The sequence below is a fragment of the Ralstonia sp. UNC404CL21Col genome (assembly GCF_000620465.1).
In the GTDB taxonomy this organism is placed as follows: Bacteria; Pseudomonadota; Gammaproteobacteria; order Burkholderiales; family Burkholderiaceae; genus Ralstonia; species Ralstonia flatus.
Genome location: NZ_KK211140.1, coordinates 988,762 through 1,012,895 on the forward strand (window position 1 = coordinate 988,762; position 24,134 = coordinate 1,012,895).

At 62.3% G+C, this 24,134-nt stretch carries 28 protein-coding genes; 4 read left to right on the top strand and 24 right to left on the bottom strand.

What is annotated here, in order from left to right:
• Positions 1–55: 55 nt before the first annotated feature.
• From N511_RS0122660 to N511_RS0122750, 18 genes are all read right to left on the bottom strand, one after another.
• Positions 56–469 carry an XkdW family protein gene (locus tag N511_RS0122660; protein ID WP_027681342.1) on the bottom strand — a complete coding sequence of 138 codons (414 nt, stop codon included), beginning with the start codon at positions 467–469 and terminating at the stop codon, positions 56–58.
• A 4-nt stretch (positions 470–473) separates the two neighbouring features.
• The gene (locus N511_RS24635; protein WP_027681343.1) at positions 474–2,432 is read right to left on the bottom strand and encodes a hypothetical protein; all 1,959 of its coding nucleotides are present in this window, start codon (positions 2,430–2,432) and stop codon (positions 474–476) included.
• A 1-nt stretch (position 2,433) separates the two neighbouring features.
• A complete protein-coding gene (locus N511_RS0122670; RefSeq protein ID WP_027681344.1) occupies positions 2,434–2,976 on the bottom strand; it encodes a phage tail protein I in 543 nt (180 codons plus the stop codon).
• Positions 2,969–3,874, bottom strand: coding sequence for a baseplate J/gp47 family protein (locus N511_RS0122675; RefSeq protein WP_027681345.1), 906 nt, complete (start codon positions 3,872–3,874; stop codon positions 2,969–2,971). Before N511_RS0122675 ends, N511_RS0122670 begins: the two co-directional genes overlap by 8 nt.
• Positions 3,875–3,876: 2 nt before the next feature.
• Positions 3,877–4,227: a GPW/gp25 family protein gene (locus N511_RS0122680; RefSeq protein WP_027681346.1), complete on the bottom strand. Its 351-nt coding sequence runs from the start codon at positions 4,225–4,227 to the stop codon at positions 3,877–3,879.
• Positions 4,224–4,841, bottom strand: a complete 618-nt coding sequence (locus tag N511_RS0122685) for a phage baseplate assembly protein V (RefSeq protein WP_027681347.1) — start codon at positions 4,839–4,841, stop codon at positions 4,224–4,226. Before N511_RS0122685 ends, N511_RS0122680 begins: the two co-directional genes overlap by 4 nt.
• Before the next feature lie 109 nt (positions 4,842–4,950).
• Positions 4,951–6,096, bottom strand: a complete 1,146-nt coding sequence (locus tag N511_RS0122690; RefSeq protein WP_155954091.1) for a HEPN domain-containing protein — start codon at positions 6,094–6,096, stop codon at positions 4,951–4,953.
• Between the two features lie 223 nt (positions 6,097–6,319).
• Positions 6,320–6,766, bottom strand: a complete 447-nt coding sequence (locus tag N511_RS0122695) for a phage virion morphogenesis protein (protein WP_027681349.1) — start codon at positions 6,764–6,766, stop codon at positions 6,320–6,322.
• Positions 6,763–7,197: a phage tail protein gene (locus tag N511_RS0122700; RefSeq protein ID WP_027681350.1), complete on the bottom strand. Its 435-nt coding sequence runs from the start codon at positions 7,195–7,197 to the stop codon at positions 6,763–6,765. The genes N511_RS0122695 and N511_RS0122700 overlap by 4 nt, the downstream gene beginning before the upstream one ends.
• Positions 7,194–7,694, bottom strand: a complete 501-nt coding sequence (locus N511_RS24495; RefSeq protein ID WP_037027210.1) for a hypothetical protein — start codon at positions 7,692–7,694, stop codon at positions 7,194–7,196. The genes N511_RS0122700 and N511_RS24495 overlap by 4 nt, the downstream gene beginning before the upstream one ends.
• Positions 7,691–8,497, bottom strand: a complete 807-nt coding sequence (locus N511_RS0122715; protein WP_027681351.1) for an N-acetylmuramidase domain-containing protein — start codon at positions 8,495–8,497, stop codon at positions 7,691–7,693. The genes N511_RS24495 and N511_RS0122715 overlap by 4 nt, the downstream gene beginning before the upstream one ends.
• Complete coding sequence (locus N511_RS0122720; protein ID WP_027681352.1) at positions 8,494–8,805, bottom strand: phage holin family protein; 312 nt, start codon at positions 8,803–8,805, stop codon at positions 8,494–8,496. Before N511_RS0122720 ends, N511_RS0122715 begins: the two co-directional genes overlap by 4 nt.
• Positions 8,802–9,197: a putative holin gene (locus N511_RS0122725; protein WP_027681353.1), complete on the bottom strand. Its 396-nt coding sequence runs from the start codon at positions 9,195–9,197 to the stop codon at positions 8,802–8,804. The genes N511_RS0122720 and N511_RS0122725 overlap by 4 nt, the downstream gene beginning before the upstream one ends.
• Before the next feature lie 14 nt (positions 9,198–9,211).
• Entirely contained in the window at positions 9,212–9,415 is a 204-nt protein-coding gene (locus tag N511_RS0122730) for a tail protein X (RefSeq protein ID WP_027681354.1), read from the bottom strand.
• Complete coding sequence (locus N511_RS0122735) at positions 9,415–9,894, bottom strand: head completion/stabilization protein (protein WP_027681355.1); 480 nt, start codon at positions 9,892–9,894, stop codon at positions 9,415–9,417. The genes N511_RS0122730 and N511_RS0122735 overlap by 1 nt, the downstream gene beginning before the upstream one ends.
• 96 nt (positions 9,895–9,990) lie before the next feature.
• On the bottom strand, positions 9,991–10,701 hold the full coding sequence (locus tag N511_RS0122740; RefSeq protein ID WP_027681356.1) for a phage terminase small subunit: 711 nt from the start codon (positions 10,699–10,701) through the stop codon (positions 9,991–9,993).
• Complete coding sequence (locus tag N511_RS0122745; protein ID WP_027681357.1) at positions 10,698–11,708, bottom strand: phage major capsid protein, P2 family; 1,011 nt, start codon at positions 11,706–11,708, stop codon at positions 10,698–10,700. The genes N511_RS0122740 and N511_RS0122745 overlap by 4 nt, the downstream gene beginning before the upstream one ends.
• A gap of 44 nt (positions 11,709–11,752) precedes the next feature.
• A complete protein-coding gene (locus tag N511_RS0122750) occupies positions 11,753–12,583 on the bottom strand; it encodes a GPO family capsid scaffolding protein (protein ID WP_027681358.1) in 831 nt (276 codons plus the stop codon).
• 141 nt (positions 12,584–12,724) lie between these two features.
• Between N511_RS0122750 and N511_RS0122755 the strand changes: the two genes are divergently transcribed.
• Together N511_RS0122755 and N511_RS0122760 are read left to right on the top strand one after the other, a co-directional pair.
• Entirely contained in the window at positions 12,725–14,512 is a 1,788-nt protein-coding gene (locus tag N511_RS0122755) for a terminase ATPase subunit family protein (protein ID WP_027681359.1), read from the top strand.
• Positions 14,509–15,540 carry a phage portal protein gene (locus N511_RS0122760; RefSeq protein WP_027681360.1) on the top strand — a complete coding sequence of 344 codons (1,032 nt, stop codon included), beginning with the start codon at positions 14,509–14,511 and terminating at the stop codon, positions 15,538–15,540. Before N511_RS0122755 ends, N511_RS0122760 begins: the two co-directional genes overlap by 4 nt.
• Positions 15,541–16,042: 502 nt before the next feature.
• Here N511_RS0122760 and N511_RS0122765 read toward each other — a convergent pair.
• The 4 genes from N511_RS0122765 to N511_RS25325 form a co-directional block, all read right to left on the bottom strand.
• Complete coding sequence (locus N511_RS0122765; protein WP_027681361.1) at positions 16,043–16,582, bottom strand: hypothetical protein; 540 nt, start codon at positions 16,580–16,582, stop codon at positions 16,043–16,045.
• 80 nt (positions 16,583–16,662) lie between these two features.
• Positions 16,663–17,100, bottom strand: a complete 438-nt coding sequence (locus N511_RS0122770; protein WP_027681362.1) for a gamma-glutamylcyclotransferase family protein — start codon at positions 17,098–17,100, stop codon at positions 16,663–16,665.
• Between the two features lie 114 nt (positions 17,101–17,214).
• Positions 17,215–18,150, bottom strand: a complete 936-nt coding sequence (locus tag N511_RS0122775) for an SOS response-associated peptidase family protein (protein WP_027681363.1) — start codon at positions 18,148–18,150, stop codon at positions 17,215–17,217.
• Positions 18,151–18,181: 31 nt separating this feature from the next.
• A complete protein-coding gene (locus N511_RS25325; protein WP_155954093.1) occupies positions 18,182–18,706 on the bottom strand; it encodes a hypothetical protein in 525 nt (174 codons plus the stop codon).
• A gap of 622 nt (positions 18,707–19,328) precedes the next feature.
• Here N511_RS25325 and N511_RS0122780 point away from each other — a divergent pair.
• The gene (locus N511_RS0122780; protein ID WP_027681364.1) at positions 19,329–20,366 is read left to right on the top strand and encodes a hypothetical protein; all 1,038 of its coding nucleotides are present in this window, start codon (positions 19,329–19,331) and stop codon (positions 20,364–20,366) included.
• Positions 20,367–21,180: 814 nt separating this feature from the next.
• On the opposite strand, the gene N511_RS0122785 is transcribed toward N511_RS0122780, so the two are convergent.
• Both N511_RS0122785 and N511_RS0122790 read right to left on the bottom strand, forming a co-directional pair.
• Entirely contained in the window at positions 21,181–21,369 is a 189-nt protein-coding gene (locus tag N511_RS0122785) for a CsbD family protein (protein ID WP_027681365.1), read from the bottom strand.
• Between the two features lie 134 nt (positions 21,370–21,503).
• The gene (locus tag N511_RS0122790; RefSeq protein WP_027681366.1) at positions 21,504–22,823 is read right to left on the bottom strand and encodes an MFS transporter; all 1,320 of its coding nucleotides are present in this window, start codon (positions 22,821–22,823) and stop codon (positions 21,504–21,506) included.
• A 157-nt stretch (positions 22,824–22,980) separates the two neighbouring features.
• On the opposite strand from N511_RS0122790, the gene cyoA reads away from it, so the two are divergent.
• The gene (gene cyoA / locus N511_RS0122795) at positions 22,981–24,033 is read left to right on the top strand and encodes a ubiquinol oxidase subunit II (protein WP_027681367.1); all 1,053 of its coding nucleotides are present in this window, start codon (positions 22,981–22,983) and stop codon (positions 24,031–24,033) included.
• Positions 24,034–24,134 lie beyond the last annotated feature (101 nt).

Genomic DNA, 24,134 nt, shown 5'->3' on the forward strand with positions numbered 1-24,134 from the left:
GCGAGCGTGTCGCGCGCTGGGTGTTGTGGGGGAGGGGGTTACAACAAGACTGGCGTCAGGTGGCGTCCGGCGGGTTCGGCCAGGTGAAGTCGAGCGGGAAGCCGGGCAGCGATGTCACGTCTCGCAGCGCCTTGCGGTATTGGCCGGCCAGGCGCATGCCTTCTGTATCGCCCGCGTCCATCGCCTTGTAGACCAGCGCGTCAGCCTCTGTCAGGCGCCGGTCGCGCTCGATACGTGCGTCGCGCGCTGCAATGTGGGTGCGCGCTGCGTCGCCATGTTTGCGCACCAGCGCCTGCAGTTCTTCTTCGGTGGGCTCTGGCTCCGTGGCGTGCCAAGCGGCGATGCGTGCCGGTTCAATCTGGGCGCCGGTCTCGCGGGAGACGGTGTGGCAGACCCAGAAGTGAACGCCGTGGGTGAGGTGCGGATACTGTTTCGAGATACAGAAGCTGAGTTCGTCGTGCGTGAGCATGGCGTTATTGCTGGGTGAGGTAGGTACCGCGCAGGTAGATGATGGTGGTGTTGCCGACGTTTCGCAGGCCGCACATGACGTAAGGGGCTGGCAAGTCCAACGTCTGGTTCCCGCCCTTTGAGATGTCGATGTAGCTGAATTCGGTCACGGCGTTCACCTGGGCGGTTGCGCCTTTGGTGGCCTTGCCGTTGTTCAGGCTGAAGAGATAGTCGGACAGCCACATTCCAGCCCACTGCATGTAGACATTGCCGTTCTGAGTGAACTTTCCGCCAGTGCTCATGTTCACGTCGCCGCCCAACCATAGGTGCCGGGTCACTGTGGCGTCGCCATAGGCGTCAAATCTGAATGCGTTGGTGTTGGTGCCAACATGGAACGAGATGTATGGCGGCGTGAGACCGTTACCACCCGCATAGCAGTCAATGGCACCCAGGTGTCGCTTGCCCCACTCCGTCCACCGGATGCCCATGTAGGCGGCTTGGTTGCTGGGGCAATCGACTTGCAGGGCGGGCGTCCGGCTGGCGTTCCACTCAACGAAGGCACCGCCGATGGAGTCCGTGCCATTCGAGGACACCTGCAGCGCGTACCTGCCGTAGCCAACGCCAAAATTGAAGCCCCGTTGTGCCGTCAGCCAGCCGCCGTCTGTCGTGAGCGGATTAGGCAGGTTGGCTGAATCCCATGGCGTTGCGCCGTTAAAGGATGGACGCGTCGCAAAAACAAACTTGCCCGACACGTAGTCGATATAGAACGGCTGGTGCCTGTTTGTCCCATCGGTGTTGTAGCTGTTGAGGATGAGATTGCCGCTGGGGCCATGCATGAACAGGCGCCAGATAACGGTATCGCCACCGAACTCCAGGAAGCCCCGTCCGTCGTCGTTGTGAGCCGGTAGGTTGACGTTGGCCTGCGTCCGGATACCGCCTCCGGTGAGCATGCCTGGTGCGGCCACGTTTCCATTGCCGTCAATCCAGCACATTCGCGCGTAGGTGGAGAACGAGCCATCGGGCGCCGTGTTGCGATCAATGATGAGCTGGCCGGAGTTGGAGACAACCCGGAAACGGCCGATCGTGATGGGCTGCTGGTTGTCGGTGAAGCGCAGCTCGTTGGACGGCCCCGTCATGTCGATGATGCCGGTCATGTCACCGCCAGAGCGCGGAAGGGCGGCCTTGGCGGTGGCCAGGGCATCGGTGGCTGTGTCCTTCGCATCTTTGACGGATGCGGGTGTTGCATAGCGTTCGTCAGCCTGGCCGAGTGGCACGGCATGCTCGGTTGACGTCGCCGGCGCCACTGAAAACACCTGTTTGGGGGAGCCGGCAAGGTCGGCCTTCTTGGCGAGCCGCTGCGCCAGCTTCCGGGGTGTGACAGCCTTCCCGTCATCCTTTCCGCTCACGATTTCTGCCTCGGTGGCGAGCTGCACCAGGCCGGTACGGTCTTCGGTGCCTGTGCGGGCGTTCAGGCTTGCCGGCGTCACTGCGCGCTGCGCGTCGGCGCCTTCTACCGTCTCCGCAGCGGTTGCCAGCTCAACGACGCCTTGCCGTTCGGTTGTTGCCGGCGGGTTGGTGAAGGCGGCGTCGCCAAACGACAGGGCGGTCACATCAAGCTGCTTGAAGACCATGTCGACGGCGAGCAGCAGGATAGCCACGGGCGCTTTTTCCATGATGGGCGTGGCCTGGCAGTAGGTGCCCAGCAGCACGCCGTTATCCAGATACAAGCCGAAGCCATAGGTGGTGTACTGGTCGGCGCTGTCGTCGCGGATGGTGGCGTGGACGGTGTCGGCGGCGATGGTCTCGCCGGAGATGGTGGTGAGGCGCTTGAGCTCATTGGGCAGCGCCTGCAGGCCTGCGTCGAACGTGAAGGGCGCGGTGGCGATGCCGGCCTGCACGATCTTGCGGGCGGCGGTGCCGGTGTGGTCTGCGTTGACCAGGGCGGCGCGGCCGGCGTCGGTAATGTTGATGGTGGTTCCAGCCATGTCAAACGTCCGAAAGTGAAAGGCGGGTGAAGAGCGCGGGGCGGATGGCGGCGGCGATGCCGATGCCGCCTGACTGGTTGAAGCCTTGGGTAAAGGTGTAGTGCGCGCGTACGGGCTTGGTGCGGTCGATCTCGGCAACGATGTCGCCGATGAACTCCGCGGTCGGTGGGTTGCCGTCGCGTGCGCTGACGGTCATGACCAGGTCGAAGGTGCCCGGCGGCCCGGGCGGGTCCATCTGCCACCACTCGCGCAAGGCAATGTTGGCGCCGAAGGAGGCGACCACGGCGCGCACGGCTGCTGCGGTGCCCTTCTTGCGGGCGATGGGAATGGCTGCCTTTACGCGCGCGCGCTTGATCTGCTCGGGCCAGTAGTCCTTCCAGGTATCAATGCCGAGATGCCAGGCGAGCCAGGGCAGAAGGCGAGCGGGGATGGCGTCCGGGTCGATGAGGGCGCGCAGCGGCACGGGCAGGTCGCTGATGGCGCTGTTCGTTTCTGCGAGCCGGCGTTCCAGTGGGGTGGCGTTGGGCGGCAGGAGGTTAGCCACGGATGCCCCCGTGCTTGATGTCGGCCGCCGTGCAGTACGGCGCCTGAGTCGCATCGGCAGTGATGTTGGCCGTGGGGGACCGCAGCTCGACGCGTTCCACGCCTTCCACGTGCAACGCGGCGTAGACGCCGGAGAGGGTGACTTCACGGCCAAGGCGATGGCAGGCCTCGACGTAGGCAGCCAAGCGCTTGAGTGCGAGCTGCAGCACGACGCCGGAATCGGGGCCGGGGAACGTGTAGATGGTGGCGTCGACCTGGTACCGCAGGATCTCCGCGCCGCGTACGGTGACGAGGTCTGTGAGCGGGCGCACGTCATCCGCGCGCAGGCTGGCGGCCACGCGTTCCAGAAGGTCCGCCGGCGCGGTGCCGTCGCCTTCGCGCGAGAGCACGGTCACCAGCACTTCGCAGGGGCGCGGACTGGTGGCGGAGGCGTCGAGCACGCGACCGTCTGAGTTGAGCGCGTGCGAACGGTAGGCGCCTTCCGGTCCAGCCACGGAGAACGACTGCGGCGCGAGCTGGACGCGCATGCGCAGGTCGGCGTCGTCTTCCATGACCGCCGGGGTGCCTGTGACAGGATCAGCCGGCTTGACGACCAGGCGCTGCAATTGGAAGAGGGCGGCAACGTGTTCCAGGTCGTTGCCCTTGGCGTAGGCGAGCATCACGGCCTGTGCAGCTTCATTGATGCGCTGGCGCAGGACCAGCTCGCGGTAGGCGTTTTCCTGCAGGGCCTTGGTCAATGGCTCGGATTCCAGCTCCAGCACTGCTGCAACGGCGTCCCGCTGTTCAGGCGGGTGCAGCTCGATGAGCCGCGCTTTACGCCCGGCAAACAAGGTCTCGAAATCCAGGCTTTCCACCACGTCGGGCGGTGGGAGCTGGGAGAGGTCGATCAGGCTGGCCATGTTCACACGCTCCGCAGCGGCACACTCAACGCGCCAAGCGCCTCGCCGCGCGGGCCGTCGACGCGGTCTGCCTCGATGTCGAGCGCTGCGCTGCCGTCAGCGCCCACGGAGAAGCGTACGGACGCAATGCGGATGCGCGGCTCCCAGCGAACGAGGGCGGAGACCGATGCGGACATCAGGCGCAGGCGGGTGGCAGGGTTCGCGGGCTGGTCGATCAGCTCGGGAATGAGCGAGCCGTAGTCACGGCGCATGAGGCGGGAGCCGATGGGCGTGGTGAGGATGTCGCGCACGGATTGGCGGATGTGGGCGACGTCGCTGACGGCGCGGCCGGTGGTGGTGTTCATGCCGGTCATCGTGTGCCGTCCGTCCAGCTTCCGCCTTGCTTGATGCCGCCGTGGCCATGGTCGTCCAGCACGACGCCGTTGGAAGACAGCTTGCCGTCTCGGTGCGTCAGGTCGCCGGTGATGACGTTGCCGTTGTCACCGCCCTGGCCGGCTATGCCGTTCATGAAGGACAGCAGGCCTTTGACCGTGACCGCGCCGTCGAAGGTGGTGTCTGGGCACTTCACCAGCACGCTGGTGGCGGCTTCCAGGAAGACGGTTTTAACGCCCTGCACGGTGAGCAGGCCTGCGGCGTGGTCGTACTTGGTGAGGGCGCCGTCCGGGTAGAGCGTGACGGTTTCATTGGGCGAATGGCTCGGCACGTCGTTGGCGGCTGACGGGATGGCGCAGAGAACGATGCCGTTGGACGGGTCGCCGCTGGGGCAGAGCAGTACGACCTGCTCGCCCTTGGTGGGTGGGTTCCAGGTGCGGGTGCTGCCGGCGCGAGCTTCGCACCACGGGCGCCAGGTGGTGGTGATGCCACCGGTGCGCACGCGTACGGCCGGCGGGTTGCCGTGGCGCACATCGGCCACGGTGCCGATGCGGATCAGGTTTTCGATGAGGCGGGCGAGTTCTGCGAGGTCCATGCCTGCAGAGTGCCGTGCGCGCGCGTGGGGGTCACGCTGGGGATGTTGTGGCAGTACTGGTCACAACGAACGGTCAACAGCTCGACGGGATTGGTCGGAAAATGCAGCTTTACTGAATATCAAACTCGCCCCAAGCCGGAATCTTTCCGGCCTTGATAACGTTGCATAGGATCTGCGCACACAGCCGAATGGCATCATCTACCAACTGCTGCGGCGTGTATGTTGTGTCACCTATCTGCTTGTTTTTGGTCTCGTCGATTCCCGTGTGGACGAGCTTGCTTCGGGCGTTGTATATCCAGGCCATTACTGCGGCATTGTGCTCCCGCTCGGTAGTTGATCCCCCTAGCAACCGAACCGAGCGGACCTTGACTTTGTGCGTCATCTCGCTGTTGCCGCCGTCGCTCAAAATAGTCTCAAACGCTGTTGCTAGTTCGACGCACTGGTCACCGACGCCGTGGCGATATTGCGCGAGAGAGAGGCGCTTTAGCGCGATGCGAACCTTGTTTCTTATTTCCCCACTTAAGCCTAGGAACGCTTGAACCACATCTTTCGCTTCGCCCCCCTCAAGCACCGGGTATGTTGGGGATCGTAGAGGCAATACTTCCATAAGGGGGGAGCGACGGAAGGAGCCATTTATCGCGAGCTCCAGGTCAGGATCGTCGAGGGTAAGCCATTGCGCTGCAATGGTTACGACGCGCGGGCCAACAACTGTCAGCGCTAGCGAGACATCGTTGAGCATCTCGCAAAACTTCACGTATTCTGCGTTTGCCTCGGCTCCATCGTCGTCGGGGCCCGCGATAAAGGGACGAACTGTATGCCGAGCAACTATCGCAGACTCCACGGGTGTGAAATCGAGTGCAGATGCCACTGACGACTGCCTACGATGTTCGCTAAGCCATGTCTTATTTCTGCTTTCCGGAATGTCGTTGATTGGAACGATGGACAAATGAGGCGTCAGCCTGACCTCGCTGGACACTTGCAGACCCCAAAGGGCACACACTACGCTACCACTGGCCTCAGTGGTCGAAAGAACCTTCTGAAGCCATTCAATCGCAAGCCGTGGCGACCGCTTTTGGACGAGGGCGCGCACCATTGGCGCTCCAATAAAATTCGGATAGAACCCCATTCGCCCGGCATCCAAACAGATCATTCGAACGTTGTCGCCGGGAAATCGATCATCCCGCATGAAAAGTGCAGGTATTTCCTGGGCGATGTTGTCCGCCATTAACCAGGCATCAAAGTAATCTTCGTCCAAGTCCGTCGGAGGACGTCGCAATACGTCCATGACGCGTTCTGGAGATCGCTGTATCTGAGCCGCGTCTAGTTCACTATATATGGACGTCAGTTGGGACAACAGTATGTCGTCTTGCTTTTGCATGGTGTTGTCTACCGCAGGCCGAGTTCAAGAATGCTGACTTTACCGCTGTGTTTTATGCAAGTCCCCAAATGCCTGACTAACGCTCTCGTGTTCCCTCAATCTACGCAGCAAAATGGTCTACGACTATGGCAGTGATGTAGTCGATCTCTTTGTCTCTAAGGCCCAAAAGCTCCCGGGTAGGATACTTCGCAGTCAATCCGTTCTTGTTGACTCGATCCCGCAGCCCAAAGTGATGCACCGACGCGATCCGCCGCACCTTCCCAGCGAACGTGATGACCGCCGCGTTCGGACTCGCCTCAACACGCATGTACTTCGCCATCCGCAGCCGCGTGAACATCGAGCGCCGGATGCCGCCGCGCTTGTGCCGTAGCTGCGGCTTGCGAGGCTCGTAGGCGGTGCCATCCGGATTACGCTGCGCGGCGATGCGGGCCGACTGCCGGCGGCGCAGCTCCACTGCAATGGCGCGGGCCAGCGCTCGGCGCTGCGGTGCTTCCAACTTGGTCAGCAGGCCGACCAGGTAGGCGTCCAGTTCGTGCAGGTCGCTCAAGCAGGCCTCCACGTCGCAGGGTCGTCGTATTCATTGACCGGTTCCGGGTGGTGTTGCACCTGGTAGCCCTTGCCGTCCACCTTCACCGTGACCCGCTCGGTCAGCTTCAGCTTGATGGAGATATCGGCCGTGCTGTGGTTCAGGATTTCGGCCTCAAACTTGAAAGCGTCTTCGCGCTTGTCTGGGTTGGTGAAGGCGTCGGGCTGGTTGGTGCGCAGCCAGGCCAGGACAGGCACGACGACGGTGTCGGAGCTGTCCGGGTAGTCCGTCACGATCAATGTGAGCGTGTATCGGTATTCGAAGCCGAGCGACCGCGCGCCGGTGCCGACCACGTTTCCTTCATCGACAAAGACATGCAGTGCATCGGGGTGCGCAGCCAGGTAGGGCACGGCGGCCGTCAGGGCTTCGCGCAGGCTGTTGGGCTTCATCATGGCGCGGCGGGCTCCCCAATGATGGTCACGCCCTGATCGCGCAGCGTCTGCTGCAGGCTGGTCAGTCGCGCGGCGTCGACGTGGCAGTCGGTGTAGTTGGCTGCGACGGTGCCGGCGACGGCAGAGAGCGCAATGCCTGCGGGGGCCGCATCAGCATCTCCGGTATCTGGATTTGGCACGGTGCCGGCGGCTGCGGCGTCGTGCAGGCGCACAAAGCCGCGAGGAACAACGCAGGCAGCGTCAGCTTGAACGGGGACATAGCGAGGCACTTCCTTGATGATGGTGTCGCCCTTGAGGCGGATGACGCGCTCGCGGTCGACGTACTGCGTGACGGTGACGGTGGCGGCCTTGGCGTTGGCGAGCTGTTTGCGCAGGGTGGCTGCGGTGGACTCGGCCAGGGCGGCGCTTTGGACTGCGGCGTTGTAGCTGGTGGTGGCCCACCAGGCGAGGCCTGCGGCGATGGCTAGCAGCGCGAGGACGGCGGCAGCGCGCTTCATGCCGCGACCTCCGCTTCGGCCTGGTAGCGGTCAAACGCTCGGGCGAGCTTGACGTCGTATAGGTTGGCTTCGTAGGCGGGGCCGTTGTACAGCCTGGCAAAGGTGGGCCACTTGCGGGCGCGCAGCGCCTTGAGCAGGGTGGGGTCGGCTTTGACGAAGCGCACGAAGGCATCGAGCTGCGCGGCCTCGCTGGTGCGCATGGAGGCGACGAAGTGCTGCACGCTGGGGTAGTCGAGCAGGTTCCAGTGAAACCCCATGATCTGGAAGGCGCCCCAACTGGCCGAGGCGAGGGCACAGTCTTCGTCTATCTGGATGGCGCGGGCCAGGCGCATGTGCTCGCCGGCATTGCCGACGTAGCCGCCGCGCTTGGGGTTGACCAAGTTGGGGAACTGGCGGGCCAGGGCGTCGGCGTCTTTGCCGGCGCGTGTGAGCTGGCGATGCATGATGTGCCGCTCGAACAGGATGACCGGGCGGCCGTCCGGCAGGAAGCCGTTGCCGAGGCTTTCGACCTCGTTGACGGCGCGGATGGCGGCCAGGGGCACGTCGAGCGTTTCAGCGGCGGCCTGCAGGTCGGCGCCAGTCAGGTGGCGGATGTCGCGCGCGCCGGACTGCAGCGCTGCCATCGTCTTAGGGCCTGCAATGCCGTCGACGACCAGGCCGAAGCGGATCTGTGCCACGCGCACGGCGGCGGCGGTGTCTGCGCAGTAGACGGCGGTGTCCGGGGCAGTGAAGCCGTTGGCGGTGAGCAGCCGTTGCAGCTCCAGCACGGCGGCGCCGACCATGCCTTCTCGCAGGATCGTCATGCGGACCTCCGCAGGATGCGAACAAACCACCCCTGACGCGCACCGCCCATGCGGAACAGCTCGACCACGTTGCCGCGCACGGCGTAGACGGCGATGCACAGCACGGCGGTGATGCCGTTCTGCGCGGCGAGCGCCCAGTCATACCGGCCGAACAGCACGCTGATGGTGACGGCGCCGGCGAGCACGACAAGGCCGTACGCCAGGCGTGACGCCCAGGGCCGGTGCGCGGCGCCGTTGCGCTTGAAGAGCAGCAGGCGCAGGGCGATCAGGGCGCACAACGCGGCCTGCACGATGAAGAGCGTTTTCATGGTTGCTTGCCTCCCTTGTCTGCGCCACCCTTGAGTGCGGCGAAGAGGCGGTCGCTGTTGTCTGCCAGTCGGATGAGGGCCAGGAGCAACTTGACCACTACGGTGGAGGCGACCAGTGCACCCACGGCATGGCTGACTTCGGTGTTGGTGGGCAGCGCCTTGGCGATGAGCGCGGCGGCCAGCGGGGCGGACAGCAGCCCTGCGACGATGGATGCGGCCAGGAAGCCGAGCTTTTTGACGGTGCCAAGCTCGCCGCTGTTGAGGACGAAGACGGCGGCGCCGGCGAAGGCGCCCAGCACGGTGCCGGGGTCGACGCCTGGCAGCAGGGACAACGCGCCCACGCCCGTGACGGCGAGGGTGGCGGTGGAGCCGGTGGAGATGGGTTCAGCCATTGGGTTCCTTGTGGTCAGTCCCAGAGCTGGACCATTTGCATGGCCGGCTGCGGGGAGATGTCGGGCATGACCAGCTCGGTGCCGTGCGGCAGCACGGGGCCAAGGTCGGCAATGCCCGGGTTGGCGGCGAGGACGGCCTCTGTGACGCCTGCGGTGCGGCCGTAGACGCGGTGGCAAATGGCGTCGACGGTGTCGCCCTGGATGGCCCGTACGCGCATCAGATGAGCTCGACGGTGGTGCGGGCGACGCCCTCGATGTCGCTGATGGCCCAGCGGGCGTCACGGCGCAGGTCTTCAACGCCGAGGTTTTCGGCTTCGGCCTTGCGGTCGCCGGCGGCGGTGGCGTCGATGGTGCGGTAGCGCTCGATGAGCCAGGCGGCGGCCAGGCAGTGCACCGCGCGCCGGTAGCGGTGCAGGTGTGCGCTTTCGCCATCGATCTTGGGCGCCGGCACTGCGGCCAGCGTGTTCCGGCCGAACGAGACCTGCGCGACCTTCCAGGCCTGCAGCTCGTCATTGACGGAAATGACCGCCTCGACCAGCGCGGCGCGCATGCGTTGCTGCGTGACGGTGCCATCAAGGCGCATGGCGGCGTAGGCCTGGTCGACGTCGATATCGGGGAAGAAGCCGTCGTTGGCGATGGGCGGGCCGCCTGCCACGGCGGGCTGCGGTACAGATGCGGCTGCGATGAAGGAGGACATGGGTTCAGTGGGCTGGGAGGCGGTGGACGGGGCGAGGCTTCGCGGCACGCCGGAAGACTGCCCCGTGCCGCCTGATGCGCGGGGTCACGCTCGGTGTCAGCTCTTCCCGTCGCCGGGCTTAGCTGCGTTCTTGATGTCGCGCTCGATGCGCTCGATGTCTTTTTTCACGCCGGATTTGTCGTGCAGTTCCAGCGCGCGGCGCAGGTGCGCGAGGGCTTCTTCGCGGCACGCGTTGGCGGTGGCCTGGTCGTGGCCGGTGGCCACCGCCGCGATGACATAGCCCAACGCCTTGTGCAGCTTGGCGCGGACTTCATCGGGCATGTCCTGGTCGCGCACGAGCGCTTCCACCGCGATGAGCGCTTCAACGTCGGCCGACTGGATGGCGGCCGGGTCTTTCAAGACCATGTTGGCGAACTCTTCTGCGATGAGGCAGGCGGTGGTGCGCTGGTACTGGTCGGGCATCGCCAGCTTGTGGCGGATGGCGTAGTCGGCCAACGGCAGGGCGCCGGCGAAGTCGCCCACGTCGATGCGCCAGACGAGCACGGTCATGAAGATGTCGTCTTGCGTGCCGCTGTCGGCCTGCAGGACGCCTTCCACCCACGCCGCGTACTCGGGGAGCATGCGGCGTTTGGTGTCTGCCTTGCGCTCGACGGACTGCACCTGCTTGAGCTGGCGCTTGTGCTCGGCGAGCTGCGCGAGCATGAGTTCGTAGCCGTTGGCGTGGCGCAGCGGGTTGGCTTCCTGCTCGGCCTGCGCCGCCAGGGCGGCGGAGGCCCGCAGGAAGTGGTTGCGGGCGGGGCTGGTCATTGCGCACCGATGGCGATGTTTTCGACCAATGCAGCGCAGCCCAGATCCTCGATGACGTATGCGTCGTTGCTCGACTCATAGTTCTCGATGCGGTCACGCTTGGCGTTGTCGACGATGGTGCGGCGGCGCGCGCCGTCCTGGTAGTAGATGGACAGGTTGTCCAGGCGCGTCACGAGCAGCCCGTTGGCGGGGAAGTACGGCACACGCACGGCGGGCAGATTGCCGATGCGCTTCTGGCTGACGATCATGTCCACCGCCAACGTATCGGTCGGCCGGTTGGGCTGATTGATGATCGGGAAATACTTGTCGGCCAGGAGCTGACGGCCGCACACGACGACCAGCTCCGGGTCCTCTGCATACCACGGCTCGACCAGGTGATTGACCACATCGAAGACGAGCGCGTCGAGGTTGCCGTAGTCGCCGCCGGCGCCGACGATGATCTTTCCCGCGTCCTTGCCGTCTTTCATCACGCGCTGCGGCGCCAGGTCACGCAGGTATTGCAGCCAGCCCCGGTTCACGTCCTGCAGCAGAGGATTGGTGGCGCGGTCGGAGGTGGGCACACGCTTGACGCCGTTGAAGCCGATGGTCATGCGGTCCAGCGCCTGGCGCTTGATGATGGCGTCGCGGATGCGCGTTTGGAAGTCTTTGAACTTCGCCCAGGCATCCAGCTTTTGGTACGTGATGTGTGTATCCGAGTTGGTCTGCTCGCAGCGATAGCGCAGGCCGTCCAGCGTGGAAATGTCGGCGGTCTGGCGGTCTTGCTTGGTGGTGTCCGTGGTGCTGGCCACCGGACCCGAGACGCCCAGGCCGACCTTTTCGGCTTCCTGTTCAGGCACGCCATAGACGTTCACCTTGGACAGGAATTGGCTGGATTCTTGGATCTTCGTTTCGAGGCGCTGCTGCACCGTCGCGTTGACGGAAAACTTGGTGTCGACGCGGTCAACGCCGTTCAGCTTGGCAACTTCGGCGGTGTAGGCATCGTAGAGGCGGCGGGTTTCATTGCGCATGGGGTGCTCCGGGTGTTGGTCGGGGTTGTGCGGCGTCGGCCGGGTCAGCAGTCGGTCTTGATGTCGGCGGTGCCGTCGCCGCCGGTGGCGGGCGGCCGGGCGCTGAAGGCGGGCGTGGTTTCGAGCCCGTGCTTGAGCGTGTTGAAGGCCTTGTCGCGCTCGTCAGCCTGGGCCTTGAACTCGGCCAACTGGTCGTTGATCGTCTTGAGCCCTGCGGTGAACTGGTCGCCCAGCGACTGCACCTGCGTGGCGATGATCTGCACGGCGTCCTGCACGTCAGAGAAGCGGGCATCGTTGCCGGTCTCGGCTTTGGTCTGGCGCGAGAACAGGCGCTTGATGCTGTCGGCCAGGCCTGCGGTAGCGCTGGGCTGCTCGGGGGTGAAGTCAAGGTCGACTTCTACGGCTTCGGTGAAGAGGTTGTCGGGGTCTTGCTTGCGCGCGGCGAGCGGGTTGACCTTGGCGGTGGCGCTGAACTGCAGGACTTCACAGCCGAGGCTTGCCGGGTTGTCGGTGACGGCCAGGCCGACGAGGTAGGCCTCTTTGGTGTCGGCGAAGCTCGGCTGCACTTCCATCGACGAAAAAATCTTCTGGCGTGCCTTGGTGAGCGCGATCAGCTCGTCGGTAGGGTCGAGCTGCGCGTACAGGCCCATCTTGCCGTCTTGCTCTTCCGCTTTCAGTGCGATGACATCGCCGTACGCCTTGAAGGGGCCGGCCGGCGAGTAGCCGCGGATGTGCTCCATGTTGATGCGCGCGGAATACGTCTTCGGGTCGTAGTTGTTCGCCATCTGCACGAGCATGTTGCGATCAATGACGCGGCCGTCGCTGGTGGCGCCTTCGGTGGCGATGCGGAAGAACCTGTTGGCCTTGGTGCCCATGTTGTCCTCGTTGGTCGGTGGTTCGTTGGTGCTGACATCTTCAGCGCCGTGCATCGCGCGGGCAACGCGTTGGTGTTGTGCGAACCCGCGCCACAACAGGCAGCGCGTGGCACGCGCGCGCGCGGCCGGTAGCGTTGCGGCATGACTACGTTGCCGCCTATCGCTTCTCTCTCAATCGACCCGGAAATGGACCCGCGCCGCGTGGCGCGTTCGCTCTACTGGCAGGGCTACCGCGTGGCGCGCATCGCGGAAATGCTCAAGGTGAAGCCGGTGACGGTGCACAGTTGGAAGCGCCGCGATGCATGGTCGGATACGACGCCCGATGAGCGCGTGGCGCTCACGATTGAAGAGCGCTTGATGCGCCTGGTGACGAAGGAGCAGAAGGAAGGGCGCGATTTCAAAGAGATCGACCTGCTGAATCGCCAGCTCAACAACATCGCGCGCCGGGAGCGGTACCGCGACGGCGGCAACGAGACCGACCTCAACCCGAAGGTGGCGAACCGCAACGCAGGGCCGCGCAAGAAGGCGGAGCGCAATGCGATGAGCCCCGAAGAGCAGGAGCAGTTGCAGGAGGCCTTCCGCGATTCTCTGTTCGGGTATCAGGAGGTGTGGCACCGCGTGGGTGAGGCGGAGCGGATTCGCAACATCCTGAAGTCACGCCAGATTGGGGCGACCTGGTATTTCGCGCGTGAGGCGCTGATCGATGCGCTGACGACCGGGCGCAACCAGATCTTCCTTTCCGCCAGCAAGGCGCAGGCGCACGTGTTCAAGCAGTACATGGTCCAGTTTGCGAAGGACGCGGCCGGCGTTGAGCTGAAGGGCGACCCGATTGTGTTGCCGAACGGCGCGACGCTGTACTTCCTGGGCACGAACGCGCGCACGGCGCAGAGCTATCACGGCAACCTGTATTTCGACGAGTACTTCTGGGTGCCGCGCTTCCAGGAGCTGCGCAAAGTCGCCTCCGGGATGGCGATCCACAAGCACTGGCGGCAGACGTATTTCTCGACGCCTTCCAGCCTGGCGCATGACGCGTATCCGTTCTGGTCGGGCGCGCTGTTCAACCGGGGGAAGGCGAAGGACAAGCAGGTCAAGATCGACGTGAGCCATGCGGCGCTGCGCGATGGCCTGCGCTGCGCGGATGGGCAGTGGCGCCAGATCGTGACGGTGGAGGATGCGCTGCGCGGTGGCTGCAACCTGTTCGACCTGGATCAACTGCGCCTGGAGTACAGCGAGCCGGACTACGCGAACTTGCTGATGTGCCAGTTCGTGGATGACACGGCGTCTGTGTTCCCGCTGTCGATGCTGATGCGGGGGATGGTTGATAGCTGGGAGCTGTGGCCGGACTTTCGGCCGTTTGCGCCGCGTCCGTTTGGCAGCCGTGAGGTGTGGCTCGGGTATGACCCGAACGGGGGCGGGCCGACCGGTGACAGCGCTGCGATTGTGGTGCTGGCGCCGCCGGCGGTGCCCGATGGCAAGTTCCGCGTGCTGGAGAAGCACCAGTTCAAGGGCATCGATTTTGAGGAGCAGGCGAACGCCATCCTCCGCGTGTGCGACCGCTACAACGTTGCCTTCATCGGGATCGACCGGACGGGCGTGGGCGATGCCGTCTACCAGCTCGTGACGAAGGCCAGGCCGGATGCCCATGGCTTCTCGTATTCCGTGGATGTGAAGACGAACCTGGTGTTGAAGGCGTACGACGTCATCAGCAAGGGCCGCCTGGAGTTCGATGCCGGCTGGACGGACTTTGCCGCGTCGTTCATGTCGATCAAGAAAACCGTTACTGCCTCCGGCGCACGCGTCACCTACCAGGCGGGACGCTCGGAGGAAACCAGCCATGCCGATCTGGCGTGGGCCTGCATGCATGCGCTTTCCTACGAACCACTCGAAGGCACGACCTCGACCAATACCAGCTTTATGGAGTTCTTATGAGCCGCAAGAAGAATCGGCGCGCCACTGGCACCGCGACGCCCGCCGCGCCCCTCAACGACCACGCGGCCCGCCCGGAGGTCTTTTCGTTTGGTGACCCGATGGAGGTGCTCGACCGGCGTGAACTGCTCGACTATCTGGAGTGCATGCGGATGGGCAAGTGGTTCGAGCCGCCCCTGCCGTGGGATGGCCTGGCGAAGTCGTTCCGGGCCGCTGCGCATCACAGCTCGGCCATCTATGTGAAGCGCAACATCTTGGTGAGCACGTTCATCCCGCATCCGCTGTTCCCGCGCGCGGCATTCGAGCGATTTGTGCTCGATTGGCAGGTGTTTGGCAATGCGTATCTGGAGAACCGGTTGAGCTGGGCGGGCTCCAGCATGGGGCTGGCGCCTGCGATGGCCAAGTACATGCGGCGGGGTGTCGATCTGTCGACGTACTACTTTGTGCAGGGCGCAGGCGAGCCGCATGAGTTCGCGCGTGGCACCGTGTTTCATCTGCAGGAGCCGGACATCAACCAGGAGGTGTATGGGTTGCCGGAATACCTGTCGTCGCTCAACGCGACCTGGTTGAACGAGTCAGCGACGCTGTTCCGCCGGAAGTATTACAAGAACGGCTCACACGCGGGCTTCATCCTGTACATGACCGACGAGGCGCAAAAGATGGAGGATGTGAAGGCGCTGCGCGACGCGATCGCGTCGTCGAAGGGGCCGGGCAATTTCCGCAACGTGTTTATGTATGCGCCGAAGGGGAAGAAGGACGGGATTCAGCTTCTGCCCGTGTCCGAGGTGGCGGCGAAGGATGAGTTCTGGAACATCAAGAGCGTGACGCGCGATGACCAGCTCGCTGCGCATCGGGTGCCGCCGCAGCTCATGGGGATCATTCCGTCGAACACCGGGGGCTTTGGCGATGTGGAGAAGGCTGCGCTGGTGTTCGCGCGGAATGAGGTGAAGCCGCTGCAGGATCGGCTGTTGGCGATTAATGAGTGGGTGGGGGAGGAGGTGGTTAGGTTTGAGGAGTATGGGCTGAAGTGACGGCGCTCTGCGGCGCGTTTGTGCCCCGTATTACTCGCTGTCGGCCGCTAACGGTATGGCGACGGTTGTGCACCGTTCCAGGCTCTCAACCGATCTTGTGATCATCGGTGATTCGTCTACAGTGAAATCAGCACCAGAGCAGCTTGCCCAATAGGCGAAAGCCCCGGGGTCGTTGGCGCGGCCCGGGGCTTTCTGGTGCCAACCACTTGTCGGTTCAAGAGGAGGCTATGGACAAGGATAGCAAAGAGGAGTTGCAAGTAAACCGGTGTCGGAAGGGGTGGACCGCCAAAGCACTGGTATTGGCGCAGGTCTGCTTTGGAATTGCTGCGGTGTTGAAGGCGGCGACACCGATGCTCAATCGACTCTTAGGAGGGTAGTCCGCTTCGGCCGCGACCAGCTTACGCAATTGGTCGTGGCCCTTTCGATCCTATTGCTTTTCCGTTGTTGCCAGCTTCGTCCTGAAAAGATATCGCACGTCAAATGAGGACCATCTCCGGATGGCTTATTGACGTTCGTTCTGAGCCTGCGGAGAGACGAATTCGATCTTTACGAGATAGACACCAAGCGTGCTGACCTTTTCGGTAACGCTGATCGTGCCGCGTTCCGGTAAGGCGTCGAGTTTCCAGAGCGATGCGCAGGTCTGGATAGTTCCGGCACCGCCCGGATCGACAAACTGGAGCGCCCAGTGGCAGCTTTTCGCCCCTCGTACCCTAGTAAATTCCGTTTGGGCGCTGACCACGCGATCTGCGGTGAAACGCGGCAGTGCTGTCGCCCATGTCCACGTCGTGAAGGCCCCGTACAGCGCAAAGAAAACAAATTGCTCCACCGGCCCGATTCTGCGTCTGGACGAGGTGTCCGATGTTGGAAAATCAAGTATGGCAAACAGCGTTGCCACAATTACCCCTCCAGCCAAGGCGATATAGACCCTCGGAAATAGGGACGGCGCGTAGCAATCGCGGGCAAGAAAGAACGCCGGGTAGACCGACAGCAAAAAAAGGAACAGCAGAGACAGGTCTAGGATTGCTTTGTGGCGGGCCAGCATTTCGAGTGTTCAGGGGGAGCGTGTGTCGCCGAAGGCGGAAGGATATGCTGCTGCGCATCTGCCAGTTCTTCGGCCATGGGTCAGCGAGGCCGATAGAGCGCAGCGTGCTCGAGCTCATAGCTCGGCAGAGGGCCCTTGCGAATCAAAGCTGACAACAGTTGATCGTGCGGTTTGACGTATACAAAAGCGCGGGTGAAATCGTTGGCCCCTGCGCTTTGAGCTGGCGTCACGTCTATCTCCCGGCGTCGATAGCCATCTGCCGCGCTGATCCTCTCCAGCCTGTCCATGTCAGCTAGCACTTGGCCGTCGACGATGAACAGCTGACCCGTAATGTGTTCACCTTGCCCGGGAGTGTCGATCATCCACGGGGAGTGACGATCTCCAACCAAGTACAAGGGGTACCGTTGCACCGTTCGATACTCTCCGGGAATGCGCTGGCCCCGATTTGTCGCGAAGTTGGGGAATCCCTCCTTCAAAGTCCCAAATACGAAAACGATGGACTTATCGGATTCGCTCATCTCTCACTCCCTCCGCATTTCGATCAACGTTTATCTGTGAATGATTGTAGCCCCCGGGTTTCGTGCTTCGTGCGCCCGTTGCTTCCCCGGGCCGGCTTCAGGTCAAAACAAGCGTCAAGTCGCAAGCCGGTGTGTGTAATACGGCCGCAGCTTGTCCTCAAGAATCGCGTCTATCGCATCGAGGTCGCGCGGCCCTGGGTTCAACCACGCATCAATGTTCTCCGGCTTGATCGGAATCGGGCAGCGATCGTGCCCGGCCTCGGCAATCTCCGGCGGCGGATCGTCGGTGATGATGGCGAACGACAGCAGATCCTTCTCGCCGGGCTTGGTCGCGCGCCAGTGTGACCACACGCAGGCGACGAGCAGCGTCTGCGGCGGGTCGGGGCGGAATTCGAGGATGACGTTTTTGCCGTCTGGCCCGGTCACGTTCTCATAGAACGCGTCGACCAGGACTAGGCCGTGCGTGTGGCCGTATTGGCCTTTCCAGAAGCCGCGCAGGTTGTCGCGGCGGGCGTTGTAGGTGCCGGGGTACTGTTCGTCGTAGAAGGCGGGCTTGCCGGCGGGGCGGCACTGGTAGCGCATCGGTTTGACGACGCGCCGGCCGTTCTCCATGACCATCACGGGCGCGTACCAGCCGGGGTAGATGCGCGAGTCGCGCGGCTTGAGCTCGGTGCTCTTGAGTTCTTCGAGTTTGCCTTTGGCCGCCGCGATCTTGTTGGTGGCGATGCGGACGTCTTCAGCGGCCTTCTTGGTGGCCTTGGCGGCGAGGCTCTGTTGGGCTTTCTCCAGCCGTTCGGTTTGCCTGGCCAGCTCTTGCAGCAGAGCGATCTCGTCTGCGGCCATGCGCGCGCGGATGACCTCGGCGATCTTCTTTTCTTCGTCAGTCTCGGGCGATTCGAGGAAGTGCACGGTCATCGCCCTGGGCACGCGCATCTTCGGGTTGGCGAAGTACTCCATCACCATCCGCGTGAAATCGTCGAGCGACATGATGGCACCGTACTCGTGTACGAACCGTCGATAGTCGGCTTCGATCTGGGCGGAGTAGCACATTGGCGGCTCCCATAGACTGGGCCATCATAGATCAGCGCCGAGCTTTGGCAATTCGCTCTAACGCGGCTTCCTCATCGGGAAACCATTTTAGTGGCGGCACGTTGGGCGAAGGGTGTTGCCGTAGCGAATCCAGCAAGACCGCGAGACGGAATTGGAATGGTCTTTCGATGCCAGTCACCTCAACCACCGTCGCGACGTAGCGAGCCAAATGAACCTCTTGCCGTAGATACCATATCTCCCAGATAAGCCGATGCACATCCGGTGTTCGGTTCCGGCCCCAAATTTCTTTGATCTCGTCGACCGTGAGCCGAGGCGGTTCTTTGCGCCGGCCACCGCCAACACCCGGTCCGATTTCTGGCGGCGTGTCGGAAATCTCCATCCGCGATTGCTCGATGGGCTCCCATTTCTCCACAACGCGATAGCGCCCAGGTCCAGGCGCAAAAAACTTTGCGGCATCTTCCTCGCTCATGTGGTGGCGAGTGGATTTCCAGTTCTTTTTCCCCGCTTCGAGGTAGCGATAGCGGTGGCGGAAGTGGGACGGAGAGGGCGTTGCCATGATTGCAAAATACTGTATGGATGTACAGTATCTGAGGCGCGATCCTACGAGTCAATGTAGACAATGCAGACGTGGACGGAGAGGCACCTAGCAGGCGGTAGGAGCGCTTCTATGTGCACAGGCTGCCTAGGCGTCATCCCCAGTGGTGAATGTGCCGCTACGCGCGCTCTGCGCAGGCCGGAAGGGTTCTGGTGTCACAGCGGAGGAGGCGGGCGTCGCGACCCGGCGCGCGCCGTTGGGACCCCGCCTCACCTGCGCGCTTCATTGAGTCGTTTTTATGCAGGTGAATCAACGCCTGCACCAGCCCTGCAGCAGGGCGCGGCTGGCCGCGTACAGCGTCGCCATCGCGTGCGGATTTATGCAATTGGCCTATGCGCTATAGGAGCCGCCGTTGCGCCGACAGACCTGGACCCAACTGGCTACTCAAGTCGGCTGTCGCCGGCCGCAGAATGAGACCCGAAGTCGATACATCACGGTCTGCTGCCGTTGACAGGCTCCTGCTATCAACTGTGCGACGAGGCTTGAAGGCTGGATGTCACTAGATCTGATGACTTCGGTCAGGAGGACCTATGTCAGCGCAGTACTATCTTGCTTCAGCGCACATCGTTTTCAGAGTCCCAATATGAAATACATCAAGCTGAAGCGCCGGTACGACCCTGCCGACTTTAAGGCAACGCGATACCGTGTGACTCTATTTCGACCTCTGGGGCTCTATCCTCGCGGCATCTTTTGCTTCCCAGAGGCAATGTTCTACGCGGACGAAGAGATCGTTTTCGCCGTGACATATGGGTCAACATGGATGGGAACGTTTGATGACCTTCCATACAGTGAAGTTGACTGGATGCACCCGAACCTAGTGCGACTGCTTGGTGCCATGATGATGGCCGAACGCTTTGACGAAGGGATGCGCTGCAGATTCTATGTCGTACCCCATACGGCGTTCATCCTGAACGAAGAAATAGTTCAATTCACTCCCAGTGCCGCCCGGGCAATAAAAAAGGCACTACTGCGGACGGTGGACAATCGCTTGTGGCCGAAGCATGTACATGACCGGTGGAAGGAGTGTCGAGGCAATGAGTTCTACCTCTTTGACCGCGAGGAGTTAGAACTCGATGTTCTGCCAAAGCTCTGGGAGAAGGTCTCCATTGAAGACCATCTCTTAATGCGCGGAATCCAGGCGCTAATCAAGTCCGACATGCTTGGACATCATTATGAATTCCAGGAGGAAGGGACGATTGCAACTTTTATCGCCCTGGAGGCTTCCTTCCAAATGGTGCTGCGACATCTCAGAGAAACCGGAAACCCCAACCCGTCAGCAAAGGACGCCGGGAGCTGGCTGTACCAGACGTTCGATAAGTTGCTCGACATACACAGTGGTGCGGAATTCAAGTATTTCGAGTCGTTTTACGATCAGCGTGTGCAGACGGTGCACCCTGGGAGTCGCTTTGGAGACATGCCGTTTGCACCTGTCATGGTCGACGACCGAATCCATCTTAGAGGCGTTCTGCCAAGCATCTTTGCCTACCTGACGCTTGGGGTGCACATGCCTGACTTCTTGAGAGCCGTCGCAGAGCAGCAGCGCTTCAAAGCCCCACATGCTTCTGGGCATGGCCCAGAGGGGGGCCTTGACCTGCAAGTGCAGCCTTTCCCCTTGGTTTAGGGGTTATGCGGGGACCTGGGTCGGAAAAAGGTAATTTCCGTAATCCCATCCCAAAAGCAACGCATCTCTTTGATTTATAACCGCTTTTCGGATTACCTCTAGAAGGTAATGTTCGGTAATCGAAAAGGTAATCCCCTCGTAAGTCCTTGATTCTTATAGGTCCGCGCAAGGCGAGAAGTGACTCTCTACAAAGGTAATGAGATTACCGATAGGTTACCAATAAATTACCTTTGTTTGATGACCTGCAAAGCCTTGTCCCACAACGGTTTGCAGGCGAAACGGCTTGAGGGGTTACCGGGATTACCTTTTTCCGATGGGAGGCCAAGACGCGTAGTGGGCATGTCGTGTCAGCGGCGTTGAGGCGTTGCGTCGATACCAATGCCTATCGACGGGGCAAGAGGGACGTGTGTTGGGGATTTACCCACTGATTCCCCTTGAGTGGTGGAAGCGCTTGATATTCCAAGCATCTTGGGTCCCCTCCCTCGCACCAAAACTCCCTTGAAGATCAACGACTTGAATTTTCAAATCATTGAAGATTCAGCCGTTTTCCCGCGTCCGGCTTTTCGCTCGGTTTGACTTCTTTCTGTCGTTGATGACGGCGGCGGCCTAGCAGACGCCCGCCGTTCTCCAGTCGCCCACACCTCCATCTGGGACCCACCTTGCTGGAGGCTCCGAGGTCATCCGAAACCGAGGCCCGCTCGGCAGCCGATCTGCCAGCTTTTGAGCAAACAAAAAAGGCGACCACCCGGTCGCCCTTTTTGTCGGCTGCCCACATGGGATGGACGCTAGCGCGCCGCGCCCATGCGCACGCCCGTCAGCGGGACTTCTTTGCAATGTCCTTCGCTGCTTCCTTGACGTCTCCCGCATCCTTGCGAGCTTGGCCGCCGGCCTGCTGGAGGTCGCCCTTCAGCTCACGCGCAGGGTTGTTCGTTGCTTTGCCTACGGCCTCGTTGACCTTGCCCTTCATTTTCTCGACAGTACCCTTCACTTGATCCTTGTTCATGGTCTGCTCCTTTGAAAATGCGCTTTTGCGCACTGCGAGTGGTAGCAGGCCGCGTGCCTACGGCGTCGCCAATGCGCGTCGGGCGTGGCGACGCAGCATGAGGACGCCGTATTCGACGGTGCCGAGCAGTTGCGCTACGCGTCCGGCGTTCCGAGCGCTTTATTGATCCGCAGCGCCACCAGCGTCCCGACCACACCTGACAGCAGATACAGGCTCACCGCGCCGAGCCCGAACAACGAAGACAAACCTAGCGCCACGAGCGGCGCGAATGCTGCACCGAACAACCAGCCAAAATCGGTTGTCAGGGCTGCACCCGTATAGCGGAATCGGCTCTCGAAGTTAGAGGTCACCACGCCGGCCGCCTGACCGTAGGACAACCCGAGCAGGCCGAAGCCGACCAGGATGAAGGCGTCCTGGCCCGCGACGCCGCCATCGAGCAGCCAGGGCGCCGCCAGGCTGAAGAGGCCGATCAGCACGGCCATTGCCGCCAACGTGGTGCGTCGACCAAAACGGTCTGCAATCAGGCCGGAAACCAGCGTACCCACAAACGCGATTGCTGCGCCGATGATCTGGACGGTCAGCACGGCGGGCACACTTTGCGTCTTGCGCAGCGACACCCACGACAGCGGAAACACAGTGACCAAGTGGAACAGCGCATAGCTGGCCAGCGCGGCAAAGGCGCCCAAGAAGATGTTGAACCCTTGCGCGTTCACCATCTGCAGGGTGCTGATCGGTTCCAGCTGTTCTTCCTCAAGCAACTGCGTGTATTCGTGGGTGACCACCAGCCGCAGCCGCGCAAAGAGCGCCACCACGTTGATGGCGAAGGCGACGTAAAACGGATAACGCCACCCCCAATCAATGAATTCCTGAAACGTCAGGCTGGTATAGAGGAACAGGAACAGCGCCCCGGCGATGATGAAACCGGTGGGGGCGCCCAGCTGCCCGACCATGGCGTACCAGCCGCGCTTATTTTCAGGCGAGTTCAGCGCCAGCAAGGAGGGCAGGCCATCCCATGAGCCGCCAAACGCGATGCCCTGCATGAAGCGGAAGAGCGCCAGCAAATAGATGGCCGAATGGCCGATCGATGCGTACGAGGGCAAGAACGCAATGCCCACCGTGGCCGTGCCAAGCAGGAACAAGGATGCCGTCAGTTTGGTACTGCGCCCCCATCGGCGCTGGATGCGCATGAACAGCGCCGTGCCGAACGGGCGGCCGATAAACGCGAAGGAGAAGACCGTGAAACTGAACAGCAGCCCGGCCAGTTCACTGGCAAACGGAAAGTAGACTGCAGGGAAAACCAGCACCGAGGCGATGCCGTAGACGAAAAAGTCGAAATACTCCGACGCTCGCCCGATCACGACGCCTATGGCGATCTCGGCCGGGGCAACTTCATGGTGTCCTGGGGCGGGCGGTGCAGTGGGCGACGCGCGATGCTGGTGGGTCAGACTTGCCATCGTGGAGTCTCCATCGGGATTCGGGGGAGGGGATGTCGTACGGCAATCAAAAAGTCCGTCATCACAAGACCAGAATAGCGCCTAAACTGCAACGACAAGTCGAAAGATCGTTGGGCCATCCCAGCGCGACGTTAACCAAACGCCACTTCCGAGACCCATGCCACGCTTCAATGCAGTAGTGACACCCCTTGGAATTACGGGAAGGTCGCTTTGGCGAGGTGCAGCAATTGCCTTGTTGGTGACCCTTACAGGTTGTAGCCACGCCGTGCTGTTGTCGCCGGCTGGCGACATGGCGGTGCGACAGCGGGACTTGATCATCATCGCGACATGTCTGATGTTGCTGATCATCGTCCCGGTGATCGTGCTCACGCTGTTGTTTGCGTGGCGGTATCGGGAAAGCGCTGAAAACGCGCACTACAACCCCGATTGGGATCATTCCACCGTGCTGGAGCTGGCCATCTGGGCCGCTCCGCTCCTGATCATCATCACGCTGGGTGCCATCACGTGGGTCAGCACCCATCAGCTCGATCCGTACCGGCCGCTGACGCGGCTGGATCAGGACCGGCCGGTGCCCGCCGAGACCAAGCCGCTCACCGTCGAAGTCGTGGCAATGGACTGGAAGTGGCTGTTCGTCTATCCCGAGCAGGGCATTGCCACCGTCAACGAGCTGGCCGCCCCGGTCGACCGCCCCATTGCGTTCCGGATCACGGCCACCACGGTCATGAACGCGTTCTTCGTGCCGTCCCTGGCGGGCATGGTCTATGCGATGCCGGGCATGGAAACCAAGCTTCATGCGGTGATCAACCGGCCCGGCGTCTATGACGGGCTCTCTTCCAACTACAGCGGCGCGGGCTTCTCGCACATGCGGTTCAAATTCCACGGACTGTCGAACGACGAGTTCGACCGGTGGGTCCAGCAGGTCAAGTCGTCGGGCACGTCGCTGTCGAAGGACACCTACCTGAAGCTCGCCAAGCCGAGCGAGAGCGAACCCGTGCAGCGCTACGCCAGCGTGGCGCCAGACCTTTACGACCGCATCCTGAACCGCTGTGTGGATGGGCAGGCTTGCCTGGCCGACACCATGGCGAGCAACCGCAACGTGAAGCGCTTCGACCCGTCGGCGGAAATCTGTACCGCCAGCAATACGGTCGATGTCATGCCCATGTTTGCGCCGGATGCGGCCATCAACGATGGTCGAAGGTTGTTGCGGTAAGCCGGAACTCGCCCGTTCGGCTTTCTAGCGCTTTCCGCCCCGTTGATGTTTTTCGCCAACATTGATCGGCCAGAATTGGTCAATACAGGCCCAGGTGACAT